The 14,566-nt window shown below is 68.9% G+C and carries 15 protein-coding genes and 1 tRNA gene; 5 read left to right on the forward strand and 11 right to left on the reverse strand.

Annotation, left to right across the window (positions count from 1 at the left end; genetic code table 11):
* Positions 1-136: 136 nt before the first annotated feature.
* Both KBY88_RS07750 and KBY88_RS07755 read left to right on the forward strand, forming a co-directional pair.
* Positions 137-298, forward strand: coding sequence for a hypothetical protein (locus tag KBY88_RS07750; RefSeq protein ID WP_254939355.1), 162 nt, complete (start codon positions 137-139; stop codon positions 296-298).
* 30 nt (positions 299-328) lie between these two features.
* The gene (locus KBY88_RS07755) at positions 329-511 is read left to right on the forward strand and encodes a hypothetical protein (RefSeq protein ID WP_254939356.1); all 183 of its coding nucleotides are present in this window, start codon (positions 329-331) and stop codon (positions 509-511) included.
* Between the two features lie 468 nt (positions 512-979).
* On the opposite strand, the gene KBY88_RS07760 is transcribed toward KBY88_RS07755, so the two are convergent.
* From KBY88_RS07760 to ftsH, 4 genes are all read right to left on the reverse strand, one after another.
* A tRNA-Ala gene (locus KBY88_RS07760) sits at positions 980-1,052 on the reverse strand.
* 68 nt (positions 1,053-1,120) lie between these two features.
* A complete protein-coding gene (gene lexA, locus KBY88_RS07765) occupies positions 1,121-1,768 on the reverse strand; it encodes a transcriptional repressor LexA (protein WP_254939535.1) in 648 nt (215 codons plus the stop codon).
* Positions 1,769-1,914: 146 nt separating this feature from the next.
* On the reverse strand, positions 1,915-2,886 hold the full coding sequence (argF, locus tag KBY88_RS07770) for an ornithine carbamoyltransferase (RefSeq protein WP_254939357.1): 972 nt from the start codon (positions 2,884-2,886) through the stop codon (positions 1,915-1,917).
* A 64-nt stretch (positions 2,887-2,950) separates the two neighbouring features.
* The gene (gene ftsH, locus KBY88_RS07775) at positions 2,951-4,852 is read right to left on the reverse strand and encodes an ATP-dependent zinc metalloprotease FtsH (RefSeq protein ID WP_254939358.1); all 1,902 of its coding nucleotides are present in this window, start codon (positions 4,850-4,852) and stop codon (positions 2,951-2,953) included.
* Positions 4,853-4,955: 103 nt separating this feature from the next.
* On the opposite strand from ftsH, the gene KBY88_RS07780 reads away from it, so the two are divergent.
* Both KBY88_RS07780 and KBY88_RS16180 read left to right on the forward strand, forming a co-directional pair.
* The gene (locus KBY88_RS07780; protein WP_254939359.1) at positions 4,956-5,603 is read left to right on the forward strand and encodes an SOS response-associated peptidase; all 648 of its coding nucleotides are present in this window, start codon (positions 4,956-4,958) and stop codon (positions 5,601-5,603) included.
* Positions 5,604-5,748: 145 nt separating this feature from the next.
* Positions 5,749-6,540: a potassium channel family protein gene (locus tag KBY88_RS16180; protein ID WP_254939360.1), complete on the forward strand. Its 792-nt coding sequence runs from the start codon at positions 5,749-5,751 to the stop codon at positions 6,538-6,540.
* Between the two features lie 9 nt (positions 6,541-6,549).
* Here the strand turns inward: KBY88_RS16180 and ribD are convergent, their stop codons facing one another.
* The 4 genes from ribD to KBY88_RS07805 are packed head-to-tail and all read right to left on the reverse strand — an operon-like array spanning position 6,550 to position 10,962.
* The gene (ribD, locus tag KBY88_RS07790) at positions 6,550-7,701 is read right to left on the reverse strand and encodes a bifunctional diaminohydroxyphosphoribosylaminopyrimidine deaminase/5-amino-6-(5-phosphoribosylamino)uracil reductase RibD (protein WP_254939361.1); all 1,152 of its coding nucleotides are present in this window, start codon (positions 7,699-7,701) and stop codon (positions 6,550-6,552) included.
* Positions 7,671-8,159 (reverse strand): DUF3122 domain-containing protein, encoded by a 489-nt coding sequence (locus KBY88_RS07795; protein ID WP_254939362.1) that lies wholly within the window; start codon positions 8,157-8,159, stop codon positions 7,671-7,673. Before KBY88_RS07795 ends, ribD begins: the two co-directional genes overlap by 31 nt.
* Before the next feature lie 4 nt (positions 8,160-8,163).
* On the reverse strand, positions 8,164-10,695 hold the full coding sequence (locus tag KBY88_RS07800) for a GH116 family glycosyl hydrolase (RefSeq protein ID WP_254939363.1): 2,532 nt from the start codon (positions 10,693-10,695) through the stop codon (positions 8,164-8,166).
* A 27-nt stretch (positions 10,696-10,722) separates the two neighbouring features.
* Complete coding sequence (locus KBY88_RS07805; RefSeq protein WP_254939364.1) at positions 10,723-10,962, reverse strand: DUF8678 family protein; 240 nt, start codon at positions 10,960-10,962, stop codon at positions 10,723-10,725.
* 55 nt (positions 10,963-11,017) lie between these two features.
* Between KBY88_RS07805 and cbiE the strand changes: the two genes are divergently transcribed.
* The gene (gene cbiE / locus KBY88_RS07810) at positions 11,018-12,361 is read left to right on the forward strand and encodes a precorrin-6y C5,15-methyltransferase (decarboxylating) subunit CbiE (protein ID WP_254939365.1); all 1,344 of its coding nucleotides are present in this window, start codon (positions 11,018-11,020) and stop codon (positions 12,359-12,361) included.
* On the opposite strand, the gene KBY88_RS07815 is transcribed toward cbiE, so the two are convergent.
* From KBY88_RS07815 to KBY88_RS07825, 3 genes are read right to left on the reverse strand one after another with little or no spacing between them, the layout of a single operon-like run.
* Positions 12,321-12,920 (reverse strand): DUF192 domain-containing protein, encoded by a 600-nt coding sequence (locus KBY88_RS07815; RefSeq protein WP_315858113.1) that lies wholly within the window; start codon positions 12,918-12,920, stop codon positions 12,321-12,323. The two genes, cbiE and KBY88_RS07815, sit on opposite strands and share 41 nt — an antisense overlap.
* The gene (locus KBY88_RS07820; RefSeq protein ID WP_254939366.1) at positions 12,917-13,612 is read right to left on the reverse strand and encodes a winged helix-turn-helix transcriptional regulator; all 696 of its coding nucleotides are present in this window, start codon (positions 13,610-13,612) and stop codon (positions 12,917-12,919) included. The genes KBY88_RS07815 and KBY88_RS07820 overlap by 4 nt, the downstream gene beginning before the upstream one ends.
* The gene (locus tag KBY88_RS07825; RefSeq protein WP_254939367.1) at positions 13,609-14,529 is read right to left on the reverse strand and encodes an NAD(+) kinase; all 921 of its coding nucleotides are present in this window, start codon (positions 14,527-14,529) and stop codon (positions 13,609-13,611) included. Before KBY88_RS07825 ends, KBY88_RS07820 begins: the two co-directional genes overlap by 4 nt.
* Between the last annotated feature and the right edge of the window lie 37 nt (positions 14,530-14,566).

The following is a 14,566-nucleotide window of genomic DNA, read 5'->3' on the forward strand; positions in this document are numbered from 1 at the left end:
GCAGTTTTGAGCTTGCGGATGATCTGCTCCGCTGTGTGTCTGGTGCGTTTCATGGTGTAGTCCCCGGCCCAGTCTGGCCGGCTGAGGACTCTCATTCACCCTGCTCCGGCTGCCGGGGTCCACGTCACACCGGCATGTGGAGCGGGAGACACTGCTGATTCACTCGGATCAGGGCCGCCAGTACCGGGCTGCTGACTACCGCGATCTGCTCAGGGAGCAGAAGATCGTCTGCAGCATGTCCGCCAAGGGCTGCTGCTGGGACAACTCCGTGGTGGAGAGCTACTTCTCCACCCTCTAGCCGAAGGCTTCTGCGAAGCAGTAGCTGGAGTTGGACCTCGATGACAATCGAGAGGAGCTGATCTCACCCCAGCAGCTGCAGCGTGATCTGGCCTTCTGGATCGAGGGTTTCTACAACCGCGAACGGCGCCATTCAACGATTGGCTGCATCAGGCCGATCGACTGTGAACAGAGGTTCATCGCGACCTTTACAATCACCCCTGTGAATCCCTGATCAATGTCCACGATATCGGAGGAATCCCAGACATACACCTGGACGTCCTTCGAGAGCCAATCACGCACGGGGAAACGGCGGCAGGATTGCCTGCTCCGGCTGCCAAGGACGAAAGGTCAGAAGATTTTTGCATGGTACCTTGCTATCGCCTAGATCCATTGCAAAAATTGGGATCTTGGCTGATTCAAGGGCGTTGGTGGAGTAACTGCAGACGGCCTGCGCGCAACAACCGTTTAGCCCCGTGTCTCCCGCTGTTTCAGCAGGCTGCGGAGAGAGACCATCCAGGCGGGTGCGCGGGAGGTCAAGTGAGCCGTTCGGAAAGTAGAAGTCAACTTTCTCCGTCCTGTTCCGTGACCTGCACGGGTTAGAGAAGGATCGAGTGCAGAACTGCCCCACCAGGCCGTTTCACGCCCCACCGACCCAGACCCCCGACACCAGAAAACCCAGGCCTGGCCTAGGTTTCTTCAATGGAGCCAAGCGGATTCGAACCGCTGACCCCCTGCATGCCATGCAGGTGCTCTACCAGCTGAGCTATGGCCCCATGTGGCGCGGCGCTGGAGCTGAAAGCTCGGGCGCTTGACCTGAGGAGAGCCTACACCGCAGGGGTGCTCACACCTGGCGCCACACCGCCACGAGCTTGCCTTGGATGCTCACCTGGTCGGCGGGCAGCACGATTGGTTCGTAGGCGGAGTTGGCCGCCTCCAGCCGCACCGTGGCCCCGTCCCGATGGAAGTGCTTGAGGGTGGTGCCGCTGCCGGGTACCAGGGCGCTGACGATCGTGCCCGCCTTGAGGCGGCTTGGCTCGTTCACGGGCTCCATGAGAACCACGTCGCCATGGTCGATATGGACGTCGACCATGCTGTCGCCGTTCACGGTGAGGGCGAACAGGCCGCGGGTCTGGAGCACCGGCGACAGATCCAGCCGTTCCTGCAGGTCGTCGTAGGGCTCCACCAGACCCCCAGCAGCCACGGCGCCCAGCACCGGGATCCCCTGGGACGCCCCCCCAAGCAGCTGCAGGGTACGGGCCTGGCCCTCCTGCCAGGTGATCCAACCCTTCTGCTGCAGATGCCTCAGGCGGCTCTGAATCGGGGCCGGTGAACGCAGCCCCATGGCCTCCATCATCTGGCGGATCGAGGGGCTATGGCGGTGCACGCCGATGAACTCCGTCAGCCATTCGTAGAGCTCCTGCTGGGCGCTGGTGAGCTCCTGGGCCTCTTGGTGGCCGAGATCACTTGATCGGCCGGCAGCGAAGCGAATGGAGGGGTTAGCGGGCACCAGCAATACAGATGAACCAGTCCATCCTTTCTCGCACCGCCTGGGGCCTTTGTCCAGTCCCGGCCTTGACTTCGCTGCCTGGCTCCTGGAGAGCAGAACCCTCAATGTCTGATCAGAGGCTCCTCAGATCAGAGCGTGGGGCCGCCCAGCAACACCGCCAGCAGCGCCTGCTGAACATGCAGACGGTTTTCGGCCTGATCGAAGACGCGGCTGGCACTGCCTTCGATCACCCCGGCGCTGATCTCCTCGCCCCGGTGGGCGGGCAGACAGTGCAACACGATCGCCCGGGCATCGGCTTCGGCCAGCAGCGCCTCATCCAGGCAGAAGCCCTGGAAGGCCGCTTCCCGCTGGGCCTTCTCCTCCTCCTGCCCCATCGACGCCCAGACATCGGTGTAGAGAGCATGGGCACCGCGAACGGCCACCACCGGATCGTGGGTCACCTCGATGGTGCAGCTGTTCCCCGCCAGGGCGCTGGCCCGGTCCACCACAGCGGGGTCGGGCTCGTAGCCCGCCGGGGCGCCAATGCGCACGTTCACCCCCAACAGGGCGCCGGTGAGCAGCAACGAATGGGCCACATTGTTGCCATCACCCACGTAGGCCAGGGTGAGATCCCCGGGGCCCGCGCTGGCGCCGAAGGCCTCCTGAACGGTGAGAAAGTCGGCTAGGGCCTGGCAGGGGTGTTCCAGGTCGGTGAGGGCGTTGATGACAGGGATGGCCGCCCAGTGGGCGTACTCCTCAAGTTCCTGTTGGGCGAAGGTGCGGATCGCCAGGGCATCCACGTAGCGGCTCAGCACCCGCGCCGTATCAGCCACCGGCTCACCGCGCCCGACCTGGGTGAGGCTGGGGTTGAGGTCCATCGTCTGACCGCCCAGGCGAGCCATGGCCACGGTGAAACTCACTCTTGTGCGTGTGGAGGCCTTGGTGAAGATCAATCCAAGGGTCTTGCCCTGCAGATCGACGCGCCGCTCCCCACGTTTGAGTTCGGAAGCGAGCTGCAAGAGCGCTCTGATCTGCTCACCGCTCAGATCGGCGGAGGAGAGGAGGTCGTGGCCCCGCAAGGTGGCGAGGCTGGGCCCCGGGCTGGCGAGCTGAGGGCTCATATCCCCATCCCAAAGATCCCTTATCCGAGATTGGGGGCCCCGCCGTCAAGGGGCCCTTCACCCTTCAGGCACCTGCAGCCACAGGGTCAGGGAGAACAGCCGCATCGGGCAGGGTGCTGGAGGCCAGCAACCCCTTGAGCTCGTCGCCCTCGATCACCTCTTTCTCGAGGATCTTGCCGGCAATGGCCTCAAGCAGGTCCCTGTTGCCATGGAGGATCGCCAGGGCCCGGTCGTGGGCCCGGTCCACCAGGGCCCGCACCTCTCGATCGATCGCCTGGGCGGTGGCGTCACTGACGCTGCGACGGGGATTGCTGCCGCCCCCCAGGAAGCGGTTGCCGCCTTGCTTGTCATAGGCCAGCGGGCCGAGGGTGTCGCTCATGCCATAGGTGCCCACCATCTGCTCGGCAATGTCGGTGGCGCGCTGCAGGTCGTTGGAGGCGCCGGTGGTGACCTCACCGAAGACGACCTCTTCGGCGCTGCGCCCCCCGAGCAGGGTGGCGATCTGGCCCTCGAGATCCTCCTTGGAGTTGAGGAAGCGCTCCTCGGTGGGCAGCTGCAGGGTGTAGCCCAGGGCGCTCATGCCCCGGGGGACGATCGAAATCTTGGCCACCTTGCTGCCGCCCGGCATCAGGTGCCCGACGATCGCATGGCCCACCTCGTGATAAGCCACCACTTTCTTCTCATCGGGCTGGAGCACGCGGCTCTTCTTCTCCAGACCCGCCACCACGCGCTCGATCGCCTCATTGAGGTCGGCCTGCTCCACTTCGGTGCGGTAGGCCCGCGCCGCCAGCAGGGCCGCTTCGTTCACCAGGTTGGCCAGGTCGGCGCCGGCGAAACCACTGGTGGCCTGGGCGATCTTGTCGATGTCGATGCTGGAGGCCAGCTTCACTTTCTTGGCATAGATGTCGAGGATCTTCCTGCGGCCGGAGAGGTCGGGGCGATCCACCAGCACCTGGCGGTCGAAGCGGCCTGGCCGCAGCAGGGCAGCATCGAGGGTTTCGGGCTGGTTGGTGGCCGCCAGCACGATCACCGGCTTGTCCTGGCCGGTGAAGCCGTCCATCTCGGTGAGCAGCTGGTTGAGGGTCTGCTCCCGTTCGTCGTTGCCGCCCACCACGCCCATCGAGCCCGAGCGGCTCTTGCCGATCGCATCGAGTTCGTCGATGAAAATGATGCAGGGAGCTTTTTTCTTGGCCTCTTCGAAGAGATCGCGGACACGGGCGGCGCCGGCTCCCACGAACAGTTCAACGAACTCAGAGCCGGAGATGATGAAGAAGGGCACTTCCGCTTCACCGGCCACGGCCTTGGCCAGCAGGGTCTTGCCCGTGCCCGGAGGCCCCACCAGCAGCACACCCTTGGGGATGCGGGCGCCGATGGCGGCGTAGCGCTCAGGAGTCTTGAGGAAATCGACGATCTCGTTGAGCTCGGTCTTGGCTTCGTCCACACCAGCCACATCGGCAAAGGTGACCCGGGATTCCTCATCGGGCACGTAGACCTTGGCTTTGGATTTGGTGAAGCTCAGGGCTCCCTGGGCGCCACCCGCACCGCCCATGGCCCGGCGGGCGAAGAACTGCAGCACCACGATGAAGATCAGGGGCGGCACCACCCAGCTCAGCAAGGTGGTGAAGAAGCTGGGGCGCTTGGGCGGGGCGGCGGCGAATTCCACCCCCTTGGCCTCCAGTCGCTGGGGCAGCTCCATGTCGAAGATCGGTGTGGTGGCCAGCACCGGGGCTTCCCCTTCGCCGGGATTGGCCAGCTCGTAGCGGATCTGGTCCTGGGTGATGTAGGCGCGCTTGACCGCTCCGTCATCCACCTGATTGATGAACAGGGAGTAGGGCACCCGCGGCACCTGAGCCTGCTGGTTGGGCAGGAAGCTGCTGAACAGCAACAGCACCCCGAAACCGATCAGCACCAGATTGATGATGCCGATCCGCCGGTTCGGCTTGTTGTCGTCCTGGCGAATGGCCATCGGGGCTGTGTGCGCGTCCTGACCAAGCTAGGTCGGTGTTCCTTCGCTTCGGACCTGGGCCGAGGTGAGAGAACCGAACGTTCACAGCTGCGGTTGAATCGAGATGTGCGGCCGTTTCTGCCTGACCACGCCCCTGGCGACGTTGGCGTCGAAGCTGGGGGCTCCGTTGCCGCCGGGGCTGGCCCGCCACTACGCCCCCAGGCTTCAGGTGCGCCCCGGTGAACCCCTGCTGGCCCTGCGCCAGGAGCATGGCCGCGATGAGGTGGCCCTGATGCTCTGGGGTCTGCTGCCCGACTGGGTCAAGGATCCCGCCGGCGCCAACAGGTCGATCAACGCCCGTGCCGAAACCGTGGCCACAAAGCCCAGCTTCCGCGCAGCGTGGCGCCACCGGCGCTGCCTGCTGCCGGCGGATGGCTTTTACGAATGGAGCGGTGCGAGCAGCGGCCGAAGGCCCTGGCTGATCCGCCGTCGCGATGGTGCCCCCTTCTGGCTGGGGGGGCTCTGGGAGCGCTGGATCGGCGCCGATGGCAGCGAGTTGGAGAGCTGTTGCGTGCTCACCACCGCGCCAAACGCCCTGATCAAACCGCTGCACGATCGTCTGCCGGTGGTGGTGCCCGATGGGCTGGAGCAAGCCTGGATGGCGCCGTGCGACGGCCCCGAACTGCGGGCGCTGGTGCCGCTGATGGAGCCCTGGGACCCGCTGGGCTGGGAGGCGCTGCCCCAGGGGGGGCAGGTGGAGCTGCCGATCTGAGCGCTCCTCAGGGACCCCAGAACCCAGATCCCAACATCCCTTGCTCCGACAGCCAGATCTGAGGCACTCACCCTTGAGGCCCCACGCCCGAGGGCTCACAATCAGGAGGCCGTCGTATCGATCCTTGGACGTTCCCTCCACCCGAGTGTCCAAGGGCGTAGCCCGCCTGGGGCGCCGGCACCGCTTCTTCCTGCAGATGTTTCTCATCTGCCTTCTGTTGCTTGTGAGCTTCGCCCTGCCCCTGGGGTTCAATCGCCTCACGATCCTCTGGCAGATCGTGATGGTCCTGTTGCTTGTTCTGAACCTGGGGGAGCCCGGGACCGTACCGGGTGCCACCCGGCTCACCGATCGCAGCTATCGGGCCCTGGGCCTGGCGGCGCTGCTCTCCCAGACCGTGTGGGTGCTCACACCTCTGTCGCTGAGACACACCGGTGTGCCTGTGCTGGGTCTTTGGTCGCTGTTCGTCGCCTGGAGCACCCTGAGGCTGGTGCAGGTGATCGCCCAAGAAAAGCAAGTGAACGGCCGCGTCCTGATGGGGGCCGCCGCCGGCTACCTGATGCTGGGCCTCACCGCCGGTCTGTTGTTCAGCGTGCTGGAAACCGTGCAACCAGGCAGTTTCAATAGCATTCACCACAACGGCGGCCAGCTGCTCGTTCCGCGTCACATGCCCGGTCTTGGAGTTCAGCAGGTGTGGGAACTGGATTTCGTGCGGCTCAACTATTTCGCCTTCGTGAGCCTCACGACCGTGGGCTACGGCGACATCCTGCCGGTGACCCCCCTGGCCCAGATCGCCAGCGTCAGTTTCAGTGTGATCGGACCCATCTACCTGGTGATTGTGATGGGCCTGTTGATCAGCCGCCTCACCAGCCAAGAGGTGAATGAAGCCGTCGAGCTGGCTGCCGCACGAGCGGCAGAGGATGAGGAGCTCTCCGGGTAAGCCCCAGCATCAGGGTGCAGTGAGAGGAGTTGTTGGTGTGTCCAGGGTCCAGAGCAAATCCGGCCCCAGCCGGGTGACCGCCCGCTCCCTGAGAGAAGGGCCATCATCGACCCGCTCAAGGCCCAGGGATCCCAGGGCAGTGCGGGCCGCTTCGCCCCCCAGGAGCCTGGGGGCGACCACGGCGGCCAGCTGCTGGACGCAGCCCTGGCGCAGGGCGGCGGCGGCCAGGGCCGGACCGCACTCCCAGAGCACCCTGTTGCAGCCCCGCTGGGCCAGGGCCTGCAGCAGGGCGGCGGGTGCGCAGGCGGGCAACTCCAGCCGCGGCACGTCCAGCTGATCCAGGGTCTCCCGGCGCTCCCTGGGAGCCTCCGGGCCGTGGGCCACCAGGGTGGGGGCCCCGCGCTGGTCCCAGAGCCGGGCGCGGCCCGGTGTGCTGACGCCCGGTAGATCAAGTCGGCGGCAGAGCACCACGCGCAGGGGCTCCGGCTGACGCCTGCCGCGGCTTGTGAGCAGTGGGTCGTCGGCGCGCAGGGTGCCGCCCCCCACGATCACCGCATCACAGCGGGCCCGCAGCCGGTGCACCCAGGCCCTGGCCTCGGGGCCGCTGATCCATTGGCTGGCGCCGTTGGGCAGGGCCGTGCGGCCATCGAGGCTCATCGCCCACTTGAGGATCCCCCAGGGGCGGCCCGTGGCCAGGCGATGGAGGAAGGGCCTGTTGAGGGCGCGCGCTTCCGCTTCACGCACCGCTTCGATCACCTCGATCCCCGCCGAGCGGAGCTGGGTCAGGCCGCGGCCGGCCACGCGCGGGTCGGGATCAGCCATGGCCACCACCACCCGCGCCACCCCGGCGTCGATCAAAGCCGCGCTGCAGGGGGGGGTGCGGCCGTGGTGGCAGCAGGGCTCCAGGGTCACCACCAGGGTGCCGCCCCGGGCCCGCTCCCCCGCCTGGGCCAGGGCCCCCACTTCCGCATGGGGCTGGCCGGCGGCGGCATGGAAGCCTTCCCCCACCAGCTGGCCGCTGGCATCAAGCACCACCGCTCCCACCAGGGGGTTGGGGCTGGTGCGCCCTTCTCCCAGGGCCGCCAGCTCCAGGGCCCGGCCCATCCAGCCGTGCCAGGCGGCGGTGCCGCTCAACGGCCGCTGATCGCCAAGGCGCGCCATTGCTGGACCACGTAGGGCGGCACCACCAGCTCGTCGATGGCACCGGGGAGCCTCAGGCGCAGGGGCCTGTTTTGCTGGAGAACGGCCAGCAGCGGCTCCAGGTCGAATTCGGCGACGGCCGAGCGGCCATCGACCGCCAGCTGGGGGTTCTCCATGGTGAGGTCCGCCAGGCTCCAGCGGAACGGCCCGGAGCGCACCTGCAGGGCTGTGGGGTGCTCCAGTCGCAGCTTGCCGGGGAAGCCCACCAGCCGCAGGCGCATGGGTCCATCCTCGGCGCCCTGGTGGTAGGCCACCAGTTGCCAGCTCTGGTCGTCGAGGTCGCGCAGGCTTTCGAGGCTGCGCTCGATCGGATGGGCCCAGGCGGGCGCAGGGACCGCCGTCAGCCCCAGCAGCCCTGCGGTTCCAAGGGCGAGCGAGAGAATCACCGCCATCACGTGCTTGATTCGCCAACTCCCCATCGGTTCAGGGCCTCCGGGCCGCGCCGGGGATCGGCTCCCAGCCGGTGTGGGTGGCCCAGAGCGCCCAGATCGCCATCGCCCGCAGGTAGTGGCAGGCCCGGAAGGTGCCCACGGCCGTGATCGCCTCCGGGGTGCGGAACTGCAGACCGCCCGTGTACACCTGCTCGACAACGGCGCCGGTGATCGCCAGGGCGGTGCCCGTCTCGTCCAGCAGGCGGAAATAGGCGGCCAGGCCGAAGTTGATGCCGGTCCACACCTCCAGGGGGTGGGTGCCCTTGGGATCAAGCGGCGTGCCATCGCGGCGCAGGCCGTTGGCCACCCCGAGCCGGCCCCCCTCGAAGCGCTCGAAGCAGGCCTCCTTGATGGCGCCCAGGGCCGAGCGCGCCCGCTCCTCGGCCACCACCGCTGGCAGCCCCAGCAGGCGGGCATAGAAATCACCGCAGAGCTGGTCGGCCATCACCACTGGCGTGCCGCTGCCGGCATCGATGCGGTAGTACTCGCCGTTCCAGAGCAGCGCGTCGAAGTTCGCCCTGCTCTGCTCCAGCCAGCCCCCGAACTCCCGCTGCTCGGCGCTGGTGTCGAGCCCCAGCTCCAGCTGCAACCGCTGGCCCATGGCCAGGGCCGCCTCCAGGGCGGCGATCCAGAGGGCACCGCAGTAGGCGCTCACCCCCTCCAGGGGCCAGTCATCAAAGGTCTGATCCGGAGCCCCGCCGTTGTCAGGCAGGCCGTCGTCGTTGGCATCGAAGGTTTTGAGGTAGCGCAGGGCCTGCACCGCCGCCGGCCAGCAGTCGGCCAGAAACCGCAGGTCTTCGCCCGTGGGGGCGAGGGTGAAGGCACGCCAGACCTGGAGCACGAAGTCGCTGGCGAGGTCTTTCCAGCGGTTGCAGTCCTGGTACGCGGTGTAGTTGGTGGCGTCGAAGGGGCGTTCGTTGGGGGCCCCCAGGTCGTGGGGGGTGGCGCCGGCCACCTTTCGGGCCGCCTCCACCCGGCCGCGGCCCTGGGTGAAGTACCAACCGATCGGCCGCGGCGTGGGGTCGGCCGCGGGGATGGCGCGGGCGAAATCGCGCAGCACCGCCTTGTCGAGCTCCGGCCAGAGCTGCAGCAGGGCGAAGGAGCCGTAGAGCCGCACATCGAGGCTCTCGTACCAGGCGTAGTCGAGGCATTCGAGCACCCCGAAGCGGCCGACGGGATCGCTGGGGCTGGCGGCGGTCCAGAGGCTGCCGCCGCTGGCCAGGTCGTAGAGCTCGTTGAGCAGGGCCATGCGCAGCGGCTCGGGCAGATCGGCCCGCTCCAGCACCGGTGCCTGCCAGGCCTCGATCTGCTCGCGCCAATCCCGCCCATCGAGCAGCGCTTCAGCGGCGATTGCCGCAGCCTGGCGCCCACTGGTGCCGAAAAAGTCGGTGTAGCGGCGCAGGGCGCGGGTGCCGGTGGCAAACGCCGTGACGGGGAGATCCCAGCTGATCACCACCGGCAGCTCGATCGAGGCCCCGGGCGCCAGGGTGAAGCGCAGGGCGATCGCGGCACTGGCGGGTTCGTTCGCGGCGCTGGTGCGTTCGTCGTCGCGGTCGGGGATCGAGCCATCACGCTCAAAGCTCTCCCAGAGCTCGGCGCCGTCGCCCGAGGGGTCCCAGCGGCTGCAGCGCAGCACCTCCACCCCTTCAACGTCGTCGGGCACCGCCAGGCACCACTGGCCCTGGCCTTCGGCGATGGGTTCGCTGCGCGCTCCCTCCAGCAGCACCCCCTTGAGGCCGGGGGCGTCCACCCAGCGGTTGTGCTGGCCGCCGGTGGCGCCGATGGCGGGCACGTAGTTGTGCTCCGGGCTGCCGTCATCGCGGAAGGTGACGGCGGCGCTGGGGTCGGTGTTGGTGAACCAGCCGCTGGTGTTGCGCCAGCTGAGCAGCAGCGAGAGCTCCAGGGGCTGATCGCTGGGGTTGCTCAGACTCCAGCGGAAGACCGCCACCGGGTAGCTGCTGCGCTGGTAATCGCCGGGAAGAATCGGGCTGAAGGCCTCACAACCCACCGCCGCCTGGAACACGCCGTCGTAGCGGAACCAGCTGAGCGGGTAGCGGGCGGCGTAGGTGCCGGTGCTGCGCAGGTTGCCGTCGCTGCCGGTGGTGCTGGCGGGGTACCAGCTCCAGGCGCCCAAGGGAGCGCCGCTGGCCCCGGGGCGGGAGTCGTCCCGTTCGGGGGCGGTGGCCAGGGCATGGGCGCGGCAGCCGCTGCCGCTTTTTTCAAACAGGGCGAACTGGCAATCGGGCAGGGAGCCGAACCAGTGCTCACCGCCATCGAGGTGCCAGAGGTTGAAGGCGCCGTCGGGGCCGCGGCCGAAGCAGCCCGCCCCGAAGCCCCCCAGGGGCGCGCCGTGGTTGGGGCCGTCATCGAGGTTGCTGGCGTAGCGGACGGTGTAGGGCTTCTCCCAGCCCAGTCCAAAGGGCCGATGCCAGCTGGCGGCGGGGGCCTGCCAACCGGAGCCGCCCGCTCCGGAGCCCTTGCCCCGCAACAGCTCGTGGAGGGCAGAGAGGCCGAGGCGCGCCATGGCAGAGCCGGAGGTGGGTCCAGCTTGTCAGAGGCGGGCGCCGCCGGGGGCTCGGGGGTTCTCCGCTTCGCTGCTCACCTCCTGGTCGATCAGGGCATCGAGGGTGACGGCCGAGCGCACCAGGGCCTGGTAGTGCTGCACCACCCGCCGGTTGCGCTCCAGCCAGGCGCCCGGATCGCCGCCGTCGGCGGCCAGCAGCTCCCGCTCCCCCTGCTGGGCCAGCAGGGCGATCACCAGTTCATGGATCCGTTGGCGGCGCTCGCCCATGGGCGTGGGGGTGGGGAGTTGAGCATCATGATCCGATCGGCGGGAGCAAGCGGCGGTGGAATCCCAGCGGCAGCCAGGCAGCCGGATCAATGACCCGTCAGTAGCGCGCATCGACGTGCTGGGCACCGATGCCGGCGGCGTGGACGCGCTGGCGGCCCCGGCCCTGGCGCTGTTGCGCCAGGCGGATCTGGTGGTGGCGCCGGAGCGGCTACTGGCCGGAGCCCAGGCCTGGTGGCAGCGGGAAACAGCAGCGGGTCGGCTGGATCGCCCCCTGCCCCGGCTGCTCGCCAGCGACCGACCCGATGAACTGATGGCCCCCCTGGGGGCGGCCCTGGCGGCCGGTGTGCCCGCCGTGGTGCTGGCCAGCGGCGATCCGCTCTGGTTCGGCATCGGTCGGCTGCTGGTGCAGCACCTGGGTGCCGGCGCCCTGCGCTTTCATCCCGCCCCCAGCTCCCTGCAGCTGGCTTTTGCCCGCCTGGGCCGCCCCTGGCAGGACGCCAGCTGGATCAGCCTCCACGGCCGCGACCCCGAACCCTTGGCCCAGCGGCTGCAGCAGCGCCCACCTGCCCTGGCGGTGCTCACCGATCCCGGCCGCGGCGGCGCCGGGGCGGTGCACCGGATCCTGGCCGCCTCAGGCCTGGAGGCGGCCTATGGCTTCTGGCTGTGCGAGCGCTTGGGCCACCCGGCCGAACGCGTGCAGCGGCTGGACCCTGGGCAGCCCCTGCCGGTGGATCTCGACCCCCTGCATCTGGTGCTCCTGATCGCCGAGCCGCCCGCCGATCCCGATCCGGCTTCCCTGCCCCTGTTCGGCCTCGACGATGGCCTCTGGCTGCAGCAGGGCGACCGGCCCGGACTGATGACCAAACGGGAGGTGCGCATCCAGCTGCTGGCGGATCTGGAGCTGCCCGCCTCCGGGGTGCTCTGGGATCTGGGCGCCGGTGTGGGCAGCGTCGGTCTGGAGGCCCTGCGGCTGCGGCCGGAGTTGAAGCTCTGGGCCCTGGAGCGCCGCGGTGGCTCGGCGGCGTTGATCGCCGCCAACGCCCGACGCTTTGGGGTGACTCCCGCGGGGATCCTGGAGGGGGCCGCCCCTGAAGCACTGGCCCAGCTGCCTGATCCCGACCGGGTGCTGATCGGCGGCGGCGGCCGCGATCGCGCCGCAATTCTTGCGGTCGTCCTGGAGCGCCTGCGGCCCGGCGGTGTGGTGGTGTTGCCCCTGGCCACCCTCGAAGCGCTCGCGGAACTGCGGACGCTGCTGGAGAGCTCTGGCCTGGCGGTGGGGGTGGGCCAGCTTCAGGCCTGGCGCGGGGCCCCGTTGGCGGAGGGCACCCGCCTGGCGCCCCTCAACCCGGTGCTGGTGCTCAGGGGGCGCCGATCCGCTGGTGCAAAGGCGCCGGCTTGAGGCCGGTCAGCCAGCGGATCGGCGCCGGGCTGCCGGGGGTCAGCCCCAGGGCGGCCGCCTGGCCTGCCGCCAGTTCCACCACCCCGTCCACCTTCTGCTCCGGGCCGTAGCTCCGGCAGGGCAGCCGCGGGCAGGGGGTCGCCGCCGCTTCGATCGCCACCACCCGCTCCCCTGCCACGAACAGCATGTCGAGCGGCTCGGGGGTGCGGTGCATCCAGAAGCTCACGGGCTGGGCGGGCTCGAAGCGAAACCACATGCCGCGCAGGGGCGCCAGGGGTGGCCGCTGCATCAACCCCCAGGCGAACTGCAGCGGGGTGCGCGGCACCTCCAGCCAGATGCAGCGGGGTGCCGCCAGGACGCCCGTGGCGCTGGCGAGCGGCGGCAGGCACCACTCGGCCTCGACCGGCAGGTACTGGGGAGGCCCAGCCGCTTGAGGGGTCGTTCTCGCTGGCTGATGGGCTGTTGGGCTGACCGCCGGCCGGCTGGCGCTGGGGTAGGCCGGCCTCGGTGCCTGGGGCGTGGCCACCAGTAGGGCCGTCAGGGCCAGGGCAAGGTTCATGGAGATGGAGGATCCAAGGGGGGAGGACCATCACTGAGGCTGTAGCCGCGCCCCCGCACTGTGTGCAGCAGCCGCCGTTCGCCCCCCTCTTCGAGCTTCTGGCGCAGGTAGCGCACGTAGACCTCCACCACATTGCTGGCCACGCCCTGCTGCCCCTTCCACGCCGCCGCCAGGATCTGATCGCGGCTCAGGATCTGACCGGAGTGCTCAAGCAGGTGCAAGAGCAGGCCGTACTCGCGGGCGGTCAGGGCCACCTCGCGCTGACCGCGCCGCACCGTGCGGTTGCCGGGGTCAAGGCTCAGGTCCGCCAGCCGCAGCAAGGGTGAGCGGCCGCTGAGACGGTCCCCTATCCGCCGGAGCAGCCGCAGCCGCAGCAGCAGGTCGCTGGGGGGGGCCTCCGAGAGCCAGAAATCGTCCGCGCCGGCACTGAGACAGCCGGAGCGGGCCTCGAGGCCATCGCTGCCGATGTCCAGCAGCAGCGGGACTCCTGGCAGGTCCTGGCGGAGCACGGCAATCGCTGAACGGGTCTCCGCCCCGAGCACGACCACCGTCGGAGGGGCCGCGATCAGCAGGGCGCGTTGATGGGGGAGGGCCAGATCCTCCAGGTTCAGGCAGACGGGTTGGTAGTCCGAGGTCGCCAGACGCGAGGCCAGGGGGTGGGTGCTGATCCCCAGCAGCAACACGCGGATCATGGGGAGTGCTGGTGGGCGCCCGGTTTGGCCACGTGGGGCAATCCCCAGCCCAGCTTGTTGCGCAGCACCTGGAAGAATTCGTGGTTCTGCAGGCGGATGAAGCGGGCGGGATGGTCGCTCCGGCGGATGAGCACCCGGTCTTCCGGCCAGACGTAGCAACCGGCGCTGCCATCCACCACCATCATCAATCGCTCCGGCGTGGCCGGAAACACCGTCACCGGCTCCCGGTCACTGAACACCAGGGCGCGCGAGGCGAGGGAATGGGGGGCAATCGGGGTGAGTTGCAGCACCGGGCAATCAGGGGTGATCACAGGCCCGCCTGCGCTCAGGGCATAGGCGGTGGAGCCGGTGGGGGTGGAGAGGATCACCCCGTCCGCAGCGATGTCCACCGGCGCGTGGCGACCGATGGCGATCTCGAAGTGACACATGCTCGTGAGCGGCTCCCGGTGCAGGGCCATCTCGTTGAGGCAGAGCACCTCCCAGCGACGCTGCTCTCCCCGCATCACGCTCACCACCAGCATGCTGCGGTCTTCCACGGTCCAGCGGCCGGCGATCAGCTGCTCGAGCACCGCGTCGAGCTCGCTGAGGTAGGCCTCGGCCAGAAAGCCCAGGTGGCCGGTGTTGATGGTCAGGATCGGCAGGCCGATCGGCGCGGTCTGACGGGCGGCGGAGAGCACGGTGCCATCCCCGCCCAGCACCACCGCCAGGGCCATCTCGGCGTGGAATTCGCTGGGCACGCAGGCGCTGTAGCCCAGGTTGCGCAGGTGCTGATCGGGGTTGGCGAAGCCCACCATCCCCCCGGAGCTGCTGGCCCGCAGCACCGCATAGCCAGCCCCCACCATCCGGCGCTCGATCGCATCGGCGGTGCTGACGGCCAGCTCCTTGCCGTCATTCACGATCAGTCCAACGCAGGGCACCGATCGGGGGCGAGGGTGAGTTGAGTTTATGGAATGA

Source organism: Cyanobium sp. Morenito 9A2 (assembly GCF_024345575.1).
Lineage (GTDB): Bacteria > Cyanobacteriota > Cyanobacteriia > PCC-6307 > Cyanobiaceae > ATX-6F1.